This window comes from Streptomyces sp. NPDC006643 (genome assembly GCF_042870175.1).
In the GTDB taxonomy this organism is placed as follows: Bacteria; Actinomycetota; Actinomycetes; order Streptomycetales; family Streptomycetaceae; genus Streptomyces.
On record NZ_JBIAHA010000016.1, the window covers coordinates 41823 to 56425 of the forward strand.

Sequence of the window (14603 nt, forward strand, 5' to 3'; positions counted from 1 at the left end):
GCCATGGGTGAGGCCGGTTCGGTGGTGACGGACGCGCGCATTCCGGTGGTGCCGGGCTTCGCGCGGCGCGTGACGTCGGGTGGTGCGGAGAGCACTCCCAAGCAGGAGGGGAAGGCGCTGCGGGAGCAGGTGCCGAGGTCCTCGCACGACTCGCTGGTGCTCTCGGCCGAGCGGCCGGACGCGGTGCGGGCCGTCGAGGAGTCGAACCGTGACCGGGTGCCCGCGCTGGCGCCGCTGCGGGTGGGCCGTATGGCCGCGAATCCCTTCGCGTTTCTGCGGGGCGCCGCCGGACTGATGGCGCATGACCTGGTGGGGACTCCCGTGACGGGCGCGGGCGCGCAGATCTGCGGTGACGCGCACGCGGCGAATTTCGGGTTGTACGGGGACGCGCGAGGCCGCCTCGTCATCGACCTCAACGACTTCGACGAGACGGTCGTCGGCCCCTGGGAATGGGACGTCAAGCGGCTCGCCACCTCGCTGGTGCTCGCCGGGCGGGTGGCCGGCGCCGACGAGGAGGCGTGCCGGCGCGGCGCCCATGACGCGGTGGGCGCGTACCGGCGCACGATGCGGCTGCTGTCGAAGCTGTCGGCCCTCGACGCGTGGAACGCGATCGCGGACGAGGAACTGGTCTCCCACGCGGACGCGCGCGACTTGGTGGGGACGCTGGAGCGGGTGTCGGAGAAGGCCCGTAAGAACACGAGCGCGAGGTTCGCCGCCAAGTCGACCGAGGTCATGGACGACGAGGGCGACGGGAGCGGTGGTGCGGGGGCGCAGCGGCGGTTCGTCGACGCGCCGCCGGTGCTGCGGCGGGTGCCGGACGAGGAGGCCGCGGCGGTCGCGGCCTCGCTCGGTGAGTACGTGACCACGCTCTCGGAGGACCGGCTGCCGCTGCTCGCGCGGTACGCGATCCACGACGTGGCGTTCCGCGTGGTCGGCACGGGCAGCGTCGGGACCCGGTCGTACGTGGTGCTGCTGCTGGACCACCGGGGCGAGCCGTTGGTGCTCCAGGTGAAGGAGGCGCGGGCGTCGGCGCTGTTGCCGTTCGTGGAGGCGGCCGGGTTCGAGACGCCGGGTGTGGAGCACGAGGGGCGCCGGGTGGTGCTCGGGCAGAAGCGGATGCAGGTCGTCAGCGACAACCTGCTGGGCTGGACGACGGTGGCCGGCAGGCCGTATCAGGTGCGGCAGTTCAGGAATCGCAAGGGCAGCGTGGACCCGGCCGCGCTCCCGGCCGACCAGGTCGACGACTACGCGCGGATGACCGGCGCGCTGCTGGCCAGGGCGCACGCGCACAGCGTGGACCCGCGGCTCGTCGCGGGCTACTGCGGAAAGAACGAGGAGCTGGACGAGGCGGTCGCGGCTTTCGCCGTCGCGTACGCGGACCGGACCGAGGCGGATCACGCCGAGCTGGTGACGGCCGTCAGGAACGGGCGGATAGCCGCCGAGCTCGGCGTCTGAGGGCGGCGGGGTTCCGGGGCTGAGCCCCGGGATCCGCGGGGCGTGGCGGGGCGTGGGACCAGGGATGTGGAGGAGTGGGGTGTGTTCGCCCGTAGGCTGGACGGGTGACGCAGGACGCCTTCGGGGAGCCGACGATCCGTAACGACGACGAGCAGGACGTGCCAGACGTGCCGGACGCTACGACAGCCGCGACGACGGATGCCGAGAAGGACCCGGACGCCACGACGGGCGCCGCCGACGGGGCGGGGGCCGAGCAGCGGCCGGAGGCACGGCTGGAGCGGGCCGTGCGGGCCGCCGAGCAGGCGCTGATCGAGTTCGAGATCGCGCTGGAGACGTTCCGGGTCGAGGTGGAGAACTTCTCCCGGCTGCATCACCAGCGGCTCGGCCCCATGTACGCGCGGCTGGACGAGCTGGACGCGATGATCGCCGAGGCCCGTGCGTCCCGGTCGGGCGACCCCGAGGATCTGCGCAAGGCGCGTGAGGCACGGGCGATGGTGCAGCCGATGCCGGGGATCGAGGAGCTGTTCCACGACTGGCTCGACTCCGACGGTCTGTCGCCGGAGGCCGCGGCGATGCTGACCGACCAGCCCGTGCAGCCGCCGAAGCGGGTGCGGCCGACCGACGAGGTGCGCAAGCTCTACCGCGACCTCGCCCGCAAGGCCCACCCGGATCTTGCGCAGGACGACACCGAGCGGGCTCGGCGGGACGAGTTCATCACCCGGGTGAACGCGGCCTACGGGCGTGGGGACGAGGCGCTGCTCCGGCAGCTCGCCGAGGAGTGGGCGGCGGGACCCGCGCCGAAGGAGCCGCGTCTGAGCGAGAGCGAGGAGCTGTACGCCCGGCTGGAGTGGCTGGCCCAGCGCAAGGAGATGCTGACGCTCGTGGCGAAGGATCTGGAGCAGAGCGCGATCGGCGCGATGCTTCAGATGGCGCCGGACGATCCCGACCGGCTGCTGGAGGAGATCGCCGAGCAGCTGCTCGCCGAGGTTTCGGGACGCGAGTCCGAACTGGCCAGGTTGGTGCAGCAGTAGCGCGTCGCGTGCGCGAGGCTGTACCTGAACCAACCGCCGTATCTGTCGCACCGGCGGACACACCCGTACGAGAGAAGGCACATCACATGAGTTTCGCCCAGCTGCCCGCGGTGGATGTCGCGGCGGTACCGTCCGACGGTCTGGTGCTCGACGTCCGTGAGGACGACGAATGGGCGGCGGGCCATGTCGAGGGCGCGCTGCACATTCCGATGAGCGATTTCGTGGCGCGCTTCGGTGAGGTGACCGAGGCGGTGGCCGACGGGCGCAGGGCGTTCGTCATGTGCCGGGTCGGCGGCCGGTCCGCGCAGGTCACCCAGTATCTGGTGCAGCAGGGCATCGACGCGGCGAACGTCGAGGGCGGGATGCAGGCCTGGGACGGCGCCGGCCGCCCGATGGTCACGGACAACGGCAGCGCGGCGTTCGTGCTCTGACGCGCTGGTGGCTGACGCTCTGAGGCTCTGACGCCCCTGGCTCTGGCTCCCTGGCGGTCCGTCACCGGTACCGCTCCGCCATCCCGTTGACCCGGTTCGCCGTGGTCGCCGGGGTGGTCATGGCGGTGCGGGCCGCCGCGACGGCGGGCCCGCCTCCGCGGGGGAGACGGGCCCGGTGGCGTGGGTGGGGCGCTGTCAGCGGTCGAAGTCCAACTCGACCTCGGCGGTGGCCGGATGGGACTGGCAGGCCAGGACGTAGCCCGCTTCGGTCTCCTCCGGCTCCAGGGCGAAGTTGCGGTCCATCCGCACCTCGCCCGAGACGAGGAAGGCCCGGCAGGTACCGCAGACCCCGCCCTTGCACGCGTACGGCGCGTCCGCCCGGCTGCGCAGCACCGTCTCCAGCAGGGAGTCGCCCTCACGGACGGGCCAGCTGCCGGAACGGCCGTCGAGCGTCGCGGTGAGCGTGCTCCCGGACGGAGCGGCCGACGCGGCGGCGCCCGTGGCGGGTGTGACCGCGCCCAGCGCACCGTCGTCGACGTGGAAGATCTCCTGGTGGATCATCTTGCGCCCGACGCCCAGGCCGCGCAGTGCCCGCTCCGCGCCCTTGACCAGACCGAGCGGGCCGCACAGGAACCAGCCGTCGACACCGTCCACCGTGAGCAGAGCGGGCAGCAGCTCCGCCAGCCGCTCCTCGTCCAGCCGGCCCGAGGGCAGCCCAGCCTGCTGCTCCTCCCTGGACACCACCGTGACCAGCTGGAAGCGGCCCGGATAGCGGTCCTTCAGGTCCGCGACCTCTTCGAGGAACATCGTCGAAGAGACCGTGCGGTCGCTGCGGATCAGACAGAACCGGGCGTCCGGCTCCCGTGCGAGGAGCGTCGAGGCGATCGACAGCACCGGGGTGATGCCGCTGCCGCCGACGATCGCGGCGAAGTGCCCGGCGCGCGGCGTGAGCACGAAGCGGCCGGTCGGCTCCATGACCTCGACCGTGTCGCCCACGGTGAGTTCCTTGAGGGCGTACGTCGAGAACTCGCCGCCCTCGACCAGTCGGATGCCCACCCGCAGCTCGGGGCGCTCGCCGGCGGGCGCGCAGATCGAGTACGTACGGCGGATCTCCTCGCCGTCCACGACGCGGCGCAGCGCGATGTGCTGACCCGGTGTGTGGCGGAACGTCTCGTCCAGCTCGGGCGGCACGGCGAAGGTGACGGTCACCGAGTCGTCCGTGAGCCGCTCAACCTCGCTGACGCGGAGCGGATGGAACATCTACAACTCCTTGAAGTGGTCGAACGGTTCACGGCAGGCCGTGCAGCGGCGCAGCGCCTTGCAGGCGGTGGAGGAGAACCTGCTCAGCAGTTCGGTGTCGGTCGAGCCGCAGTGCGGGCAGCGGATGGCGAGGGTGAGCCGCACCGGTCCGTCCGTGCTGTGCGGGCGGGGCGGTGCGATGCCGAACTCCGCGAGTTTGCGGCGGCCTTCGGCGCTGATGTCGTCCGTCGACCAGGCGGGGGAGAGCACCGTGACGACGGAGACGTCCGGTATCCCGTTCTCGTGCAGCACGCGCTCGATGTCCGAGGACATCGTCTCGATCGCCGGGCAGCCGGTGTAGGTCGGGGTCAGCTCGACCTCGACCCTGCCGGGTCCCGAGACATGGACGGCGCGCAGCACGCCCAGCTCCTCCAGCGTCACGACCGGCAGCTCGGGGTCGGGCACGGAGCCGGCGAGCGCGCGCAGTTCGCTCTCCAGCGCGGTCGGTCCGCTCGTGCCGGTCACCATGACGCTCCCGGGTGGCTGCGGTGCAGATGCTGCATCTCGGCGAGCATCCGGCCGAACGACTCGGTGTGCAGGCCCTGTCGTCCCGCGCCCGCCGTCCATGCCCCGGAGCGTGGCCCGTCGGGCACGGTGAGCGTCGCGCGCTCCAGCACGGCGGTGATCGAGGAGAGCCAACTCTCCTCCAGCTGCCGCCTGTCGACGCCGTCGAGTCCGGCGCCGTCGCCGATGGTCTGGAACATCTCGCCGGTGAACCGCCACAGCGCCGTACAGGCCCGCTGCATCCGCTCATGGCTCTCGGCGGTGCCGTCACCGAGGCGCAGTGTCCACTGCTCGGCGTGGTCCTGGTGGTAGTCGACCTCCTTCACCGCCTTGGCGGCGAGGGCGGCGAACGGGCCGTCCCCGGTGGCCAACTGCCCGTACAGCAGCCGCTGGTAGGTGGAGAAGTAGAGCTGGCGGGCGATCGAGTGGGCGAAGTCGCCGTTCGGCTGCTCGACCAGCTGGAGATTGTGGAAGGCGCGCTCCTCGCGCAGATAGGCCAGCTCGTCCTCGTCCCCCACCAGGGTGTAGAGGATCCGGGCCTGGCCCAGCAGGTCCAGCGCGATGTTGGCGAGGGCGACGTCCTCCTCCAGCTCGGGCGCGTGGCCCGCCCACTCCCCCAGCCGGTGCGACAGGATCAGCGCGTCGTCGGCGAGGGCGAGAGCCGTGGTCGCGGTCCCGGCGCCGAGGCCGATACCGGAGCCGGTCCCGGGGTCCGTGTCCGTCGGGGTGCCGCTCACAGGTGGCGCACCCCCTCCGGGATCTCGTAGAACGTCGGGTGCCGGTACGGCTTGTCGCCGGCCGGCTCGAAGAACGAGTCCTTCTCGTCCGGCGAGGACGCCGTGACCGAGGCGGAGGGAACCACCCAGATCGACACGCCCTCGCTGCGCCGGGTGTAGAGATCGCGCGCGTTGCGCAGGGCCATCTCCGCGTCCGGTGCGTGCAGGCTTCCGGCGTGTGTGTGCGAGAGGCCACGACGGGACCGCACGAACACCTCCCACAGAGGCCACTCGGTCGAACCGCTCATGCCGTCGCCTCTCCCGCGGCGTCGACGCCGCTGCCATTGCCGCTGCTGGTGCTGTTGCCGCTGTGCTTCGCCGCGTACGCCGTCGCCGCCTCGCGCACCCAGGCGCCTTCCTCGTGCGCACGGCGCCGTTGGCTGATCCGGGCCTCGTTGCAGGGCCCGTTGCCCTTCAGGACCTCCCGGAACTCGTTCCAGTCGATCGCCCCGAAGTCGTGCTGTCCACGCTCCTCGTTCCACTTGAGGTCCGGGTCGGGGAGCGTCAGGCCGAGCGCCTCGGCCTGGGGGACGCATATGTCCACGAACCGCTGCCGCAGTTCGTCGTTCGAGTGGCGCTTGATCTTCCAGACCATCGACTGCGCGGAGTGCGCCGACTCGTCGTCCGGCGGGCCGAACATCATGAGCGACGGCCACCACCAGCGGTTCACCGCGTCCTGCGCCATCTCGTGCTGCGCGGGGGTGCCCTGGCTGAGGGCGAGCAGGGACTCGTACCCCTGGCGCTGGTGGAACGACTCCTCCTTGCAGATGCGGACCATCGCGCGGGCGTACGGCCCGTAGGAGCAGCGGCAGAGCGGGACCTGGTTCGTGATCGCCGCCCCGTCCACCAGCCAGCCGATGGCGCCGACGTCCGCCCAGGTCAGCGTCGGATAGTTGAAGATCGACGAATACTTCTGGCGGCCGGCGTGGAGCTTGTCGAGCAGCTCGTCCCGGCTCGTGCCCAGCGTCTCCGCCGCGCTGTACAGATACAGCCCGTGTCCCGCCTCGTCCTGCACCTTGGCCATCAGGATCGCCTTGCGCCGCAGAGAGGGCGCGCGGGTGATCCAGTTGGCCTCCGGCTGCATGCCGATGATTTCCGAGTGCGCGTGCTGAGCCATCTGGCGGACGAGCGATGCGCGGTATGCCTCCGGCATCCAGTCGCGGGGCTCGATGCGCTCGTCGGCGGCCACGGCGGTGTCGAACGCCGCCTCCTGTGCCGCTGCCGTCGTCTCCATCGTTGCCTCCACAGCCGTCCCCGCGGTCACTGCCGTCATCCGGGCCCCCTACCGACCGATCGTTCGGTTCATGGACTTCAATGGTCGGTCGGCGGCCCGTAGGGTGTCAACCCTGTGGATAACCGACTGTGGAAAGACGGGGAACGGGGCGGATGGATTCGTACGACGACAAGGGCGTGAATCCGGAGTCACCACCGGGTCCACCAGCGGGTCCATCGGCGGGCCCACCACCGGATTCATCAGCGGCCCCGTCGCAGGGGATAGCGGGGCTCTCCTTCCGCTATCAGGTGGTCGCCGCGCTCGCCCTCGCGGTCGTCGCACTGGTCGGGGTGGTCCATCTGGCCATGGTGTTCCTGCACGTCGCGCCCGACAACACGGTCTCCAAGAAGTACGGCGAGCAGGTGGGCGACTGGGTCTTCCCGGAGTTCGAGCAGAACTGGAAGCTCTTCGCGCCCAACCCGCTCCAGCAGAACATCGCCGTCGAGGTCCGCGCCGAGGTGCGCAAGGCGGACGGATCGCGCGGTACGACCGGCTGGATCAATCTGACCGCCGAGGACGGCGCGGCGATCCGCGGCAACCCCCTCCCCAGCCATGTCGACCAGAACGAGCTGCGCCGGGGCTGGGACTTCTACGTCAACTCGCACGACGACAAGGCTCGTCCCAACGGTCTGCGCGGACAGCTCTCCGAGAGCTACATACGCCGGATAGTCATGCTGCGCCTGGAGTCGCACGATCTCGGCGGCCCCGTCGAACGTGTCCAGGTCAGGTCCGCCACCCGATTGATCGCGGCGCCCCCCTGGAGTGCCGAGAAGAGCAACACCAAGCCCGCCTACCGCGCCTTCCCGTGGTGGACCGTGACTCCCGAGGATCTGCCCGAAGGCGTACGGAACCACGGCGCCGGGGAGGCCCGCGGATGAGCCACCTCGCGGACCCCGCCGGCACCACAGGCCTTGCCGGCACCGCAGACCCAGCCCGCACGACAGACCCCGCGGGCCCCGGCGACGCCGCCCGCCGGCCGGCCTTCGGCCGCAAGGCCGCGCTCGCCCTCCACCGCGTCACGTCCCAGGCCCTGGGCCCCCACCAGAGCGCCGTCGTCCGGATCGGCTTCGCCGCCGCCTGGCTCCTCTTCCTGCTGCGCGAACTCCCCAACCGCCGTGAGCTGTACGGGCCCGGCAGCCCGTGGAGCTGGGACATGGCCCAGCAACTCATCGCGGGCAACGGCGCGTTCACCACACTCATGTGGTCCGACAGCGGTTTCTGGTTCGAGATCGTGTACGCCGTCGCCGTACTGTCCAGCGCCCTGCTGATGCTCGGCTGGCGTACCCGCACCATGTCGGTGCTCTTCATGGTGGGCGTGCTGTCCCTCCAGAACCGCAGCATCTTCATGGGAGACGGCGGCGACAACGTCATCCATCTGATGGCGATCTATCTGGTGCTCACGCGCTGCGGTCGGGTCTGGTCGCTCGACGCCCGCCGGGAGGCCCGCGCCGCGCGTGTCGTGGCGTCCGGCGGCACCGCGCCGGTGGACCGGGTCGGACCGCTCCTGTGGGTCGTGCTCGGCGTGGCCCTGCTGGGCACGCTGCTGGACACGACGGGCGGCGAGTGGTGGGTGACGGCGCTGCTGTGGACGCTGTGGCTCTCCCAGGGGCTGTGGTGGGCGGTGAACCGGTACGCGCCGAGGAGCGAGCCGCGCGCGCTGCTGGACGTCATCGCGAACCTCACCCACAACGGCACACTCGTCGTGATCATGGTCGAGGTCTGTCTGATCTACGCCACGGCCGGCTGGTACAAGGTCCAGGGGTCGCGCTGGCAGGACGGCACCGCGCTGTACTACCCGCTGCACCTGGACTACTTCGCCCCGTGGCCCGCCCTCTCCGACATCCTGGCGTCCAGCGGTGTGATCGTGCTGCTGCTGACGTACGGCACCGTCATCGTGCAGGTCGCGTTCCCGTTCACGGTCTTCAACCGGCGGATCAAGAACGTCCTGCTGGTGGCCATGATCCTGGAGCACGCCGGGATCGCCGTCCTGCTCGGGCTGCCGTTCTTCTCGCTGGCGATGATCGCCGCCGACGCCGTCTTCCTGCCGACCGTCTTCCTGCTGTGGGTCGGCGACGCGGCGACGCGCGGCCGACGGCGGCTCACCGCGCGGCCGGCGTACCAGGACATGGGCGGGGCGCAGGGCGAGCACGAGGCGAAAGGCGAGCACGGAGCGAAGGGTGAGCACGAGGCCGGCGGTGGCAGCGTGCCGGACCAGCGCCGGAAGGACGAGGCCGGGTCGGGCGCGCAGGGCGCCAAGCCCCCGTCGTCGCCCGGCCCCGACGCGGACAGCTCGCTCGTCCGGTGACGGCCGTCCCCGCGCGCCCGCCTACGCTGGGGCGATGAACGACGTCGATCCCACGAGCGCCCTGCGGCTCTGGCACGAGACCGCCCCCGGCGCCGTGGTGCTCGACGGCTTCCACGCGCTGAAGCACGCGCTGCGGTTCGGGGCGGACGTGCGGCTCGCCGTCACCAGTGACAAGGAGTCCGTGCTCGCCCTCGCGGCCGAACTCGCCGACGATCTGACCGGCATCCTGCGCCGGACCGTCGCCGAGGTGCCCGCCGACGAACTGCGGGATCTCGTACCGAAGGTGCACCCGACGCGGGTGGTGGCCCTGGCGGTCCGGCGGGGACGTACGGAGAACCTGGCCGCCCTGGCGGCGGCGCCCCGGCGCTCGCCGGTCGTCGTCCTCGACAACCCCCGCAATCTCGGGAACGTCGGGGCGGTGGTGCGGCTCGCGGCGGGCTTCGGGGCGACGGGTGTGGTGACCACGGGGGATCTCGACCCGTGGCATCCGAACGTCGTCCGCGCCGGGGCCGGGCTGCATTTCGCGACGGCCGTGGAGCGGCTGTCCCCGGACGCCTTCCCCCCGGGCCCGCTGTACGCCCTGGATCCGGAGGGCGACGACATCCGGTCGGTGGCCCTCCCCGACGACGCGCTGCTCGCCTTCGGCTCCGAGCGGCACGGGCTCAGCGCCGAACTGCGGGAGCGGGCCGACACGTTGCTGGCGCTGCCGATGCGGCCCCAGGTCTCCAGCTACAACCTCGCCACCAGTGTGGCCATGACCCTGTTCCACTGGGGCGGGCCCAACTGACCCGCGCCCGGCCGCCCTTGGACGGCCGGGCCCGGCGTCGTCGCTCGTGTCACGCCTGGCGGCGGACCTCCACCGTACGGAAGCGGTTGGCCACGAACGCCGCGTCGCACAGCGCCGCGTTCGCCGCCGGATTGCCGCCGGAGCCGTGGAAGTCGGAGAAGGCCGCGGTCTGGTTCACATAGACGCCGCCCGTCAGATTCAGGGAGAGCTGGGCCAGCTCCTCCAGACAGACGTCCTCGACGGCGCGCTCGGTCTCCGCCGACGTCGTGTACGCCCCGACGGTCATCGCGCCCTTGTCGCGCACCGTACGGCGCAGCAGCTCCAGCGCCTCCTCGGTCGAGTCCACGGCGACCGCGAACGAGACCGGGCCGAAGCACTCGGCGAGATACGGCGCCTGCGAGCCGTCCCCGCTCTCCGCCGTGTCCCACTGCTTGCGCGAGCCGTCGGACTTGACGATCACCGGCGTACGGACCACCGCGTCCGGGAAGTCCGGGTTGGCGATCTCGCGCGAGGCGAGCGCCACGTCACCCAGCGAGTCGGCGGCGTCCAGCCTGCCCTTCACGTCCGGGTTGACCAGCGCGCCGAGCAGGCCGTTGGCGCGGGCGTCGTCGCCCAGCAGGCCGCTCACCGAGGCGGCCAGGTCGGCGACCACCTCGTCGTACGACTTCGCGCCCGCGTCCGTCGTGATGCCGTCGCGTGGGATCAGGAGATTCTGCGGGGTCGTGCACATCTGGCCGCTGTAGAGCGAGAGCGAGAAGGCCAGATTGGCGAGCATGCCCTTGTAGTCGTCGGTGGAGTCGACCAGGACCGTGTTGACGCCGGCCTTCTCCGTGTAGACCTGCGCCTGGCGGGCGTTGGTCTCCAGCCAGTCGCCGAAGGCGGTGGACCCGGTGTAGTCGATGATCTTGATCTCGGGCCGGACGGCCAGGGTCTTCGCGATGCCCTCGCCGGGGCGCTCGGCGGCCAGCGCGACCAGATTCGGGTCGAAGCCGGTCTCGGCGAGCACCTCGCGGGCCACCTTCACCGTGAGGGCGAGGGGCAGCACCGCGCGCGGGTGCGGCTTGACGAGGACCGGATTGCCGGTGGCCAGCGAGGCGAACAGGCCCGGATAGCCGTTCCACGTAGGGAAGGTGTTGCAGCCGATCAGCAGCGAGACGCCGCGTGGCGCGGCGGTGAAGGACTTCCGCAGCTCCAGCGGGTCACGCTTGCCCTGGGGCTTCGACCAGTCGGCGTCGTCGGGGGTGCCGGTCTGCTCCCGGTACGCGTACGCCACCGCCTCCAGGCCGCGGTCCTGGGCGTGCGGTCCGCCCGCCTGGAACGCCATCATGAACGCCTGTCCGCTGGTGTGCATCACGGCGTGGGCGAACTCGTGGGTGCGGGCGCTGATCCGGGCCAGGATCTCCAGGCTGACCAGGGCGCGGGTCTCGGGTCCCGCCGCGCGCCAGGCGCTCATGCCCGCGCGCATGGCGGGCAGCAGGACGTCCACGTCGGCGTGCGGATACTCGACGCCCAGCTCCGGCCCGTACGGCGAGACCTCGCCGCCCGTCCAGCCGTCGGTGCCCGGCTGGTCCAGATCGACGCGGGTGCCGCGCAGGGCCTTGAACGCGGCCAGTCCCTCGGCGGGCGCGCTCTCGCCGTACGCCTTCGGGTGCTCGGGGTGCGGCGACCAGTAGGCACGCGTGCGAATCGCGTCGAGGGCCTGGTCGAGCGTGGGCCGGTGCTTCTCGGTGAGCTGCTGGGTGCTGAGCTGGGCGGCCATGACTGACCAACTCCTCTTCGAGCTGGGCGGGACAGGGGGACATGAGCGACAGGGGGACACGGGCAACGGACAGAGTTAGAGTAACCGAACGATCGGTCGGGACAAGGGGGGCTGTGGAAAACCCGCGTTTTCCGGCCGCGCCCCCCGCAGGCCGGCCCGTCGGCGCGGACGGTGTCGTTCCGGTCAGTTCCGGCTGATCGCCACCCGAGACCGGCCGCCTTGGGGAGGTCCCGTACCGCGGCGGAAGTCCATACAGGAGGATCGGGTTCATGACTGCAATCGAGCGCTCCCGCGTCGTCGCGGTGGTCGGCACCGGCACGATGGGACAGGGGATCGCCCAGGTGGCTCTTGTCGCCGGCCATCCCGTGCGCCTCTACGACGCCCTGCCCGGCCGCGCCCAGCAGGCGGCGGAGGCCGTCGGAGCCCGGCTGGACCGGCTGACGGAGAAGGGCCGGCTGGACGCGGCGGCCCGCGACAGCGCCAAGGCCCGGCTCCTGCCCGCCGCGGAACTGTCCGACCTCGCCGACGCCGCGCTCGTCGTCGAAGCCGTCCTCGAACAACTGACGGTCAAACAGGAGCTGTTCGCGGCGCTGGAGGACATCGTCGGCGACGACTGCCTGCTCGCCACCAACACCTCCTCGCTCTCCGTCACGGCCGTCGCCGGCGCCCTGCGCCTCCCCGGCCGCTTCGTCGGGCTGCACTTCTTCAACCCCGCCCCCCTGCTGCCGCTGGTCGAGGTCGTCAGCGGTCACGCGACGGACGGGACGACGGCCACGCGCGCGTGGGAGACGGCGGCGGCGTGGGGCAAGACCCCGGTGCGCTGCGCCGACACCCCCGGCTTCGTCGTGAACCGCGTCGCACGCCCCTACTACGCCGAGGCGCTGCGCCTGCACGAGGAGCGGGCCGCCGACCCCGCGACCATCGACGCCGTCCTGCGCGAGTCCGGCGGCTTCCGGATGGGCCCCTTCGAGCTGACCGACCTCATCGGCCAGGACGTCAACGAGGCGGTCACCCGCTCCGTCTGGGAGTCCTTCTTCCAGGACGCGCGGTTCACGCCCTCCCTCGCCCAGCGGCGCCTCGTGGAGTCGGGCCGGCTCGGCCGCAAGTCGGGCCGGGGCTGGTTCGGTTACGAGGACGGCGCCCTTGCCCCCGTACCGGACACCGCGCCGCCCGCCGACCCGCCGTCGTCCGTGGTCGTCCACGGCGAGCTGTTCGCGGCGGCGGCGCTGCCCGAGCTGATCGAGGCGGCCGGGATCGACGTCATACGTAAGGAGGCCGGCCTCCCCGGCCGTCCCGGGTGGCTCGAACTGCCCTGCGGCACCCGGCTGTTCCTCACCGACGGCAAGGCGGCGGACAGCTCCCCCGTGCCACTGATCCACTTCGACCTCGCGCTCGACTACCGCGCCGCGACCCGGATAGCCCTGGCGCCGTCCGCCACGGTGGCCGAGGAGTCGGTCCGCGCGGCCGTCGGTCTCTTCCAGGCGCTCGGCAAGCGGGTCAGCGTGATCGCCGACGTCCCCGGCATGATCGTGGGCCGTACCGTCGCCATGCTCGTCGACTTCGCGCTCGACGCCGAGGCGCGCGGCGTCGCCTCCGCCGAGGACATCGACACCGCGATGCGGCTCGGCGTGAACTACCCGCGCGGACCGCTCGACTGGGGCGCCGAGCTGGGGGCGGGGCGGACGCTCCAACTGCTGGAGAGGCTGCACGAGGAGTACCCGTCCGGCCGGTACGCCGCCTCACAGGCGCTGCGCCGCCGCGCCGCCGCCGAGGCCGGACCGGAAGGGGCGGGCTCATGACGACGGCCAAGCGGGACACCTACACCCCCGAGACCCTGCTGACCGTCGCCGTCGGCGTCTTCAACGAACGTGGCTACGACGGCACGTCCATGGAGCATCTGTCGAAGGCCGCGGGGATCTCCAAGTCCTCGATCTACCACCATGTGGCGGGCAAGGAGGAACTGCTGCGGCGCGCGGTCAGCCGGGCCATCGACGGTCTCTTCGGGATTCTCGACGAGCCGGGCGCCGCGCGTGGCAGGGCCATCGAGCAGGTCGAGTACGTGACGCGCCGCACCGTCGAGGTCCTGATGGCGGAGCTGCCCTACGTCACCCTGCTGCTGCGGGTGCGGGGCAACACCAAGACCGAGCGGTGGGCGATGGAGCGGCGCCGTGAGTTCGACCAGCGGGTCGCCGATCTGCTGAAGGCGGCGGCGACCGACGGCGACCTGCGGGCGGACATGGACATCCGGCTGGCGACACGGCTGCTCTTCGGCATGATCAACTCGCTGGTGGAGTGGTACCGGCCGCAGGCGGCCGGCGGCTACGACAGCGACCAGGTGGCCGAGGCTGTCGTACGGATGGCCTTCGACGGGCTGCGTACCGAGGCCTCGTAGCCCGCCGGCCCGTACCTGGCGCCCCTGAGGCCCCCGGCGCCCGTTTCAGGGCGCGGGCGGGGCCTGCGGGTCGAGGTCCGTCTCCTCGAAGACCAGCAGGGTGCGGGTGGACAGCACCTCGGGGATCGACTGGAGCCGTGTCAGGACCAGCTCCCGCAGCGTGCGGTTGTCCGGCGCGTGGACCAGCAGCAGCACGTCGAAATCGCCGCTGACCAGCGCGATGTGCGTGGCGCCCGGCAGCTCCTGGAGCTGCTCGCGCACGGTCCGCCAGGAGTTCTGCACGATCTTGAGCGTGATATAGGCGGAAGCGCCCTGACCTGCCCGTTCGTGGTTGATCCTGGCGCCGAACCCCCGGATCACCCGGTCCTCGATGAGCCGGTTGATCCGGGCGTACGCGTTGGCGCGGGAGACATGGACGCGTTCGGCCACGGACCGTATCGAGGCGCGTCCGTCCGTCTGGAGGATGCGCAGGATGTCGCGGTCGATCGCGTCCAGCGGCCGGGGCGGGGGCTCCTGCCCGGTCCGCTCCCAGCCCTCGGCCATTTGTTCAGCCGCCATGTCCCCCACCTCTCCGCTCTTGGACACCTTGTG

The 14603-nt window shown here is 71.7% G+C and carries 15 protein-coding genes; 8 read left to right on the forward strand and 7 right to left on the reverse strand.

What is annotated here, in order from left to right:
• Window positions 1-3 precede the first annotated feature (3 nt).
• The 3 genes from ACFYNU_RS21995 (at window position 4) to ACFYNU_RS22005 (ending at window position 2917) form a co-directional block, all read left to right on the forward strand.
• Window positions 4-1455: a DUF2252 domain-containing protein gene (locus ACFYNU_RS21995; RefSeq protein ID WP_356591194.1), complete on the forward strand. Its 1452-nt coding sequence runs from the start codon at window positions 4-6 to the stop codon at window positions 1453-1455.
• 104 nt (window positions 1456-1559) lie between these two features.
• On the forward strand, window positions 1560-2486 hold the full coding sequence (locus ACFYNU_RS22000) for a J domain-containing protein (protein ID WP_356591192.1): 927 nt from the start codon (window positions 1560-1562) through the stop codon (window positions 2484-2486).
• Window positions 2487-2572: 86 nt separating this feature from the next.
• Entirely contained in the window at window positions 2573-2917 is a 345-nt protein-coding gene (locus tag ACFYNU_RS22005) for a rhodanese-like domain-containing protein (protein ID WP_356591190.1), read from the forward strand.
• Between the two features lie 195 nt (window positions 2918-3112).
• On the opposite strand, the gene ACFYNU_RS22010 is transcribed toward ACFYNU_RS22005, so the two are convergent.
• The 5 genes from ACFYNU_RS22010 to paaA are packed head-to-tail and all read right to left on the reverse strand — an operon-like array spanning window position 3113 to window position 6769.
• Window positions 3113-4177: a 2Fe-2S iron-sulfur cluster-binding protein gene (locus ACFYNU_RS22010; protein WP_356591188.1), complete on the reverse strand. Its 1065-nt coding sequence runs from the start codon at window positions 4175-4177 to the stop codon at window positions 3113-3115.
• Window positions 4178-4684 (reverse strand): 1,2-phenylacetyl-CoA epoxidase subunit PaaD, encoded by a 507-nt coding sequence (gene paaD / locus ACFYNU_RS22015; RefSeq protein ID WP_356591186.1) that lies wholly within the window; start codon window positions 4682-4684, stop codon window positions 4178-4180.
• Window positions 4678-5412, reverse strand: a complete 735-nt coding sequence (gene paaC, locus ACFYNU_RS22020; protein WP_356591273.1) for a 1,2-phenylacetyl-CoA epoxidase subunit PaaC — start codon at window positions 5410-5412, stop codon at window positions 4678-4680. Before paaC ends, paaD begins: the two co-directional genes overlap by 7 nt.
• Before the next feature lie 41 nt (window positions 5413-5453).
• Window positions 5454-5744: a 1,2-phenylacetyl-CoA epoxidase subunit PaaB gene (paaB, locus tag ACFYNU_RS22025; RefSeq protein ID WP_356591184.1), complete on the reverse strand. Its 291-nt coding sequence runs from the start codon at window positions 5742-5744 to the stop codon at window positions 5454-5456.
• Window positions 5741-6769, reverse strand: coding sequence for a 1,2-phenylacetyl-CoA epoxidase subunit PaaA (gene paaA / locus ACFYNU_RS22030; RefSeq protein WP_388767034.1), 1029 nt, complete (start codon window positions 6767-6769; stop codon window positions 5741-5743). Before paaA ends, paaB begins: the two co-directional genes overlap by 4 nt.
• 113 nt (window positions 6770-6882) lie before the next feature.
• Between paaA and ACFYNU_RS22035 the strand changes: the two genes are divergently transcribed.
• Genes ACFYNU_RS22035 through ACFYNU_RS22045 form a run of 3 tightly spaced genes read left to right on the forward strand, consistent with a single transcriptional unit; the run spans window position 6883 to window position 9861 of the window.
• Entirely contained in the window at window positions 6883-7647 is a 765-nt protein-coding gene (locus ACFYNU_RS22035) for a DUF5819 family protein (protein WP_356591180.1), read from the forward strand.
• Entirely contained in the window at window positions 7644-9074 is a 1431-nt protein-coding gene (locus ACFYNU_RS22040; RefSeq protein WP_356591178.1) for an HTTM domain-containing protein, read from the forward strand. The genes ACFYNU_RS22035 and ACFYNU_RS22040 overlap by 4 nt, the downstream gene beginning before the upstream one ends.
• A 34-nt stretch (window positions 9075-9108) precedes the next feature.
• Window positions 9109-9861: an RNA methyltransferase gene (locus tag ACFYNU_RS22045; protein ID WP_356591176.1), complete on the forward strand. Its 753-nt coding sequence runs from the start codon at window positions 9109-9111 to the stop codon at window positions 9859-9861.
• Between the two features lie 49 nt (window positions 9862-9910).
• Here ACFYNU_RS22045 and paaN read toward each other — a convergent pair whose 3' ends face one another.
• The gene (gene paaN / locus ACFYNU_RS22050) at window positions 9911-11620 is read right to left on the reverse strand and encodes a phenylacetic acid degradation protein PaaN (RefSeq protein WP_356591174.1); all 1710 of its coding nucleotides are present in this window, start codon (window positions 11618-11620) and stop codon (window positions 9911-9913) included.
• A 269-nt stretch (window positions 11621-11889) separates the two neighbouring features.
• Here paaN and ACFYNU_RS22055 point away from each other — a divergent pair, with 269 nt between their 5' ends.
• Together ACFYNU_RS22055 and ACFYNU_RS22060 are read left to right on the forward strand one after the other, a co-directional pair.
• Window positions 11890-13419, forward strand: a complete 1530-nt coding sequence (locus ACFYNU_RS22055; RefSeq protein ID WP_356591172.1) for a 3-hydroxyacyl-CoA dehydrogenase — start codon at window positions 11890-11892, stop codon at window positions 13417-13419.
• Window positions 13416-14012 carry a TetR/AcrR family transcriptional regulator gene (locus ACFYNU_RS22060; protein ID WP_356591170.1) on the forward strand — a complete coding sequence of 199 codons (597 nt, stop codon included), beginning with the start codon at window positions 13416-13418 and terminating at the stop codon, window positions 14010-14012. Before ACFYNU_RS22055 ends, ACFYNU_RS22060 begins: the two co-directional genes overlap by 4 nt.
• A 45-nt stretch (window positions 14013-14057) precedes the next feature.
• Here ACFYNU_RS22060 and ACFYNU_RS22065 read toward each other — a convergent pair whose 3' ends face one another.
• A complete protein-coding gene (locus ACFYNU_RS22065) occupies window positions 14058-14555 on the reverse strand; it encodes an Lrp/AsnC family transcriptional regulator (protein WP_356591271.1) in 498 nt (165 codons plus the stop codon).
• Between the last annotated feature and the right edge of the window lie 48 nt (window positions 14556-14603).